Here is a 5088-nt window from a genome sequence, read left to right on the forward strand (position 1 = left end):
AACCGTTAAGGTACAAGGTTCTTCCGGCATGACTGTAAATAATTCTTCTTTGGAGAAAATTGCTAAAGGATCAATGATCAGCGTATCAGGATAACTTTCGCAATTCAACCTGACACTATCTATATAAACCGTATGATTCTCCGGTCCTGTTTCTGCACCTGAAACATGGGTTAGTCTCCAACCTCTTCTATGATCAGGATCTTCTGCTGGATCAAAAAGTTGTTTGAATATTGCATACCTCAAACTCTGATCGGTAAAATCTTTGGTATAAGTTTTAATAGAATCATTTTCCCAAGCGAATAAGTTCAGAGTTCCTTCATAATCTCCGTGAATTGAAACATAAGCCGAATCTCCATTTATCTGAATATCAATTAGATATTCAGGATTTGGTTTCAATTCTCGATACCAGAAAAATGTGTTGATCTCGGTTCTATCGCCGTTTTTGACTCCGGTAGTGTCTTCTTCTCCATAATGATTTTGGGTAGTAAAGTATGGATCATTTTCTTCGAGAAGCATATTGATCGCTTCTTCATCCGTTTGAGGATCGTTATTTGCTTCCGTTGTTTTATCACATCCCCAAAGTAATAAGAACAACAGCATCGCCAAAATTGAAAATTTTAAAATCTTTTTCATCATACCTCCTTAAAAAAAGAATCTATCCTCCAAGACACAGAAACACAAAATTTCCTGCAAAAAAATTAGCAAGAAAAATATTCAAGATGAAAAATTTTAAAATATCCTTTAAAAAACTTGCAAAAAAAAACATCAAATCGAATTTGACCAAAAAAAATAAACGGAGGAAAAAATGGCAAGAGTTCACAATTTTAATGCAGGTCCGGCTGTTTTACCGGAAGAAGTTTTATTGGAAGTTCAGGAAGAACTTTTAGATTATCAAGGCAAAGGACTTTCCGTAATGGAAATGAGCCATCGCTCAAAAGAATATGGAGAAATAATTAATAATGCAGTCGAAACAATGAAAAGGATCATGAATCTGGGGGACAAATACGAAGTTCTCTATTTACACGGTGGAGCAAGCACTCAATTTTATATGATTCCCCTGAATTTCTGTCCGGAAGGAAAAATTACAAACTATGTCGACACCGGAGCCTGGTCAACAAAAGCTCTTAAAGAAGCAAAAAAGATCGGGAAGAAGATGCATGTTGCTGCCAGTTCTGAGGATAAAAGTTATACTTATATCCCGAAAAAGTTTGATGTTTCGGAAAATCCTGCTTATCTTCATATTACGACTAATAATACGATAAGGGGAACTGAATTTAAAATCGATCCTGATATTCCGGCAGAGATTCCTTTGATTGCTGATATGTCATCCAATTTTTTGAGTAAACCGTTGGATTTTCATAAATATTCGATGATCTACGGTGGAGCTCAAAAAAATATCGGTCCGGCAGGAGTTGCTTTTGTCATCATCAGGAAAGATATGATCGAAAAAATTAATCCGAATCTTCCTTCCATGATGGATTACAAAACTCATATTGATAAAGGCTCGATGTTCAATACTCCGCCTGCTTTTGCAATTTATGTAGTTGGGAAAGTCCTCAATTGGATTGAGAAAAACGGTGGTTTGGAAGCTCGTGAAAAATACAATATCGAAAAAGCAAATTATCTCTATAATATCTTAGATAATTCTGATTTTTATCAAGGAACAGTTGTCAAAGAAGATCGTTCTTTGATGAACATTCCTTTCAGGTTACCGACCGAAGATTTGGAAAAGAAATTCATTGCTGAAGCAGCAGAAAATGGAATGATCGGACTCAAAGGTCATAGAAGTGTAGGAGGTTGTCGAGCTTCGCTTTATAATTCATTACCTATGAAAGCTGCTCAGGATCTTGCTCAATTTATGCTGGATTTTGAAAAGAAGAATCAATAAAGATTTATGGATGAGAAACTTGCCAAATTTTTGAAATTTGGCAAGTTTTATTCATTTGATAAAAAATGGAGATAACTGGAATCTCACATCCTGCCACCAGACTGGCTTTCTTCACTGCATTTGCAATTACAATTTATGTTGTCGAGAATTTCATCCCAAAACCTTTACCTTTTATGAAATTCGGTCTGGCAAATATTGTGATCTTGATTTTACTTTTTGTTTATAATTTCAAGAATGCCTTTATCGTAGCCGTCAGTAAAACTCTGATCGGAGGTTTTTTCTCCGGAACTTTATTGAGTCCTACAACCATACTATCTTTATCCGGAAGTATCTGTTCGCTATTGGTGATGTTTTTATTTCTCAAAACAAAAATAAATTTCAGTATCATCGGGATCAGTATTTTGGGTGCAGTTTTTCATAATTTAGCTCAAATTTCAATTGTCAGATTTTTATTGATAAAAGAAGATTCAATTTTTTATTTAGCACCAATTTTAATTTTGATGGGAATCATAACCGGGATTATTACCGGATTTTTAGCTCATTTATTTATTAACAGGATCGAGTTTTTAGGGAAAATATGAAAAAAAAAGTTTTAAAGATTTTGTTCATTCTCGTTATTTTGATTTTGTTTTTTGCCGGGATTGGATTTGGCTTATTTCATTATTACAGCAATGAACTACCACCACTTTCCGAACTTCAACATTATGATCTGAAAATCGGTTCTGAAGTTTTCGACAGACATGATAATTTGATCCATACTTTTTCTTTTGAACGCAGACAACTAACAAATCTCAATGAATTGCCGGATTTTCTGAAAAAAGGAATGATTGCAGTTGAGGATAAGAATTTTTACAATCATTGGGGAATGGATTTAATTGGTTTTCTCCGGGCTATATTGATCGATATTTCTAAAGGAAGTTTTTCACAGGGTGCAAGTACGATCACTCAGCAACTCGCTCGGAATATGTTCTTAACACTGGATAAACAGATTCCCCGCAAGATCAAAGAATTGCTGCTTGCTATTCGGATAGAAAGACATTATTCAAAGGAAGAGATTTTAGAATTATATCTGAATAAATCTCCTTTTGGTCCTGGATTGTATGGAATCGAAGTTGCATCTGCAAAATATTTCAATAAGAAAGCTAAGGATTTGAACATTCCCGAAGCTGCTTTGATCATTGGTATGCCGCAACTGCCGAGTGCGTATTATCCTTTTCGTTATCCGGAAAGAGCTTTAAAACGAAGAAACATTGTTCTAAAAAGAATGCTTGAGGAAAATGTTATCACCCAGCAGGAATATGAGGAAGCTAAAAATTCGGAAATAATTCTTCATCAGCAGAAAAGCAGGAGTGGAACAGACGATTATTATATCGAATATATCAGACAGATTCTGGAAAAAAAATATGGAACAACGAAACTTTTTACCGGTGGACTGAAAATCTATACAACTCTTGATACTGAATTACAGACTTACGCTGATTCTATCCTTAATATGAACCTGACGAAATTTGAAGAGAAAAACAAATATGAATTCAAATTTGCAGATTTTCCTGCTGACACGACGGATATCGTTACTCCCTATGTGCAAGGTGGAGTATTTTCAATCGAACCGGAAACAGGTTATGTCAGTGTTATGATCGGTGGTCGGAGTTTTAAACACAGCAAATTCAATCGGATGATGCAGGCAAAACGACAACCTGGATCTTCTTTCAAACCAATCCTCTATTCGACTGCTCTGCAAAACGGATATACTCCTGCAACTGTGATTAAAGACGAGAATATCACTTTTATCCAAAGTGATACAATTTTTTATAAACCGCATAATTATTCCCTGCAAAATTTCGGATATATCAGGATGCGGAATGCCTTGATGAAGTCTCGAAATATTTATGCTATCAAAATGATCTATGATGTTGGACCCAGAAAAGTTACCGAAAATGCAAAGCGATTCGGAATTACGACCAGAGTTTACCCGAGCTATTCAATCGCTGTGGGAACAGAAGTTGTATTTCCTTTTGAATTGATATCTGCTTACACGACATTTCCAAATGGAGGAGAAAGAGTTAAACCTATTTTTATTCGAAGAGTCGAGGATAATAAAGGAAATATCCTGGAAACTGCAAAGATTGAAAAGATTGAGGTAATCGATGAGAAGATAGCATATTTGATGGCAAGTATGATGGAATCTGTAGTGGATGAAGGAACCGGACAAGGAGTTCGCTGGCAGCCGGGTTGTATTTACAAATGGACAGCAGCCGGAAAAACAGGAACAACCGATGATTTTCGCGATGCCTGGTTTATCGGTTATAACAGAAAACTGGTTACTGGAGTCTGGGTGGGATTCGACGACTTTTCCACTTTGGGGAAAAAGCAATCCGGAGCAATTGCTGCTCTTCCAACCTGGCCCTACATAATGAAAAAAGCGGTGGAATTGGATTCTCCCCAAAATAGTAAAGGTAAGCCGATAATTGATGGTTCGAAATACCAATTTGAAAAACCGGAAGGGATCATAACTGTTAAAATTTCTAAAGAAACAGGATTGCTTCCTAAAAATAGATTTGAAGAAACGATCGATGAAATTTTTATTGCCGGAACAGAACCAACACCGCTTTCAGATAGTTTGAATTATAATTTTTATCCGACAATATATCGTGAAAATAAGATGGATTCACTGGTTTATGATCTGGGTGGGAAAAGATATATTTATCCGGATTCCATTATTTATGTGACGATCCATCCTGATAGTCTGAATCCGGAATATGAAGAGCTTGTTCCCAGACACGAACCGGCTCCGATCGATTTGAGAGGTGCTTTGATCATAAAAAATAAAGAGTATGTAACAAGACCTGACAGCCTGCTGATCAATGCTCCGAATTACATTAAGACAACAGAATGATATTTGTCATCCTGAGTATTTTTTCTTGCTTTTCTCTCGAAGGAACTCCTCTGATAATGAGATTCTTTGGAAGATTACTTCTGTTAGATACCGTCTCTTTCAGGAAAGAGAAAACCTCAGAAAGACACTTATTTTTTCATTTTGAAGAATCCTTTAAAGAAACAGAAAGGATTCTGCAACTATTGAAAAAGTCATTGCGAGGTATCTTACAAAGGAATTCTTGCGAAGCAATCTCCAACTCTAACATAATGATACGAAAGAGATTACTTCGTTTGATGCCAGCAAGAGAAAACTCGTAATGACA

General features: G+C 35.9%; 4 protein-coding genes. 3 read left to right on the plus strand and 1 reads right to left on the minus strand.

What is annotated here, in order from left to right; genetic code table 11:
• A partial coding sequence (locus ENL20_01755; GenBank protein ID HHE37282.1) for a hypothetical protein occupies positions 1 to 633 on the minus strand: 633 nt, incomplete at its 3' end.
• A gap of 172 nt (positions 634 to 805) precedes the next feature.
• Here ENL20_01755 and serC point away from each other — a divergent pair.
• The 3 genes from serC to ENL20_01770 all read left to right on the plus strand — a co-directional run bounded on the left by serC (position 806) and on the right by ENL20_01770 (position 4784).
• Complete coding sequence (gene serC / locus ENL20_01760) at positions 806 to 1888, plus strand: 3-phosphoserine/phosphohydroxythreonine transaminase (GenBank protein ID HHE37283.1); 1083 nt, start codon at positions 806 to 808, stop codon at positions 1886 to 1888.
• A gap of 65 nt (positions 1889 to 1953) precedes the next feature.
• A complete protein-coding gene (locus ENL20_01765) occupies positions 1954 to 2469 on the plus strand; it encodes a Gx transporter family protein (protein HHE37284.1) in 516 nt (171 codons plus the stop codon).
• A complete protein-coding gene (locus ENL20_01770; GenBank protein ID HHE37285.1) occupies positions 2466 to 4784 on the plus strand; it encodes a PBP1A family penicillin-binding protein in 2319 nt (772 codons plus the stop codon). The genes ENL20_01765 and ENL20_01770 overlap by 4 nt, the downstream gene beginning before the upstream one ends.
• Positions 4785 to 5088: the final 304 nt, after the last annotated feature.

The sequence above is a fragment of the Candidatus Cloacimonadota bacterium genome, from assembly GCA_011372345.1.
Taxonomy (GTDB): domain Bacteria; phylum Cloacimonadota; class Cloacimonadia; order Cloacimonadales; family TCS61; genus DRTC01.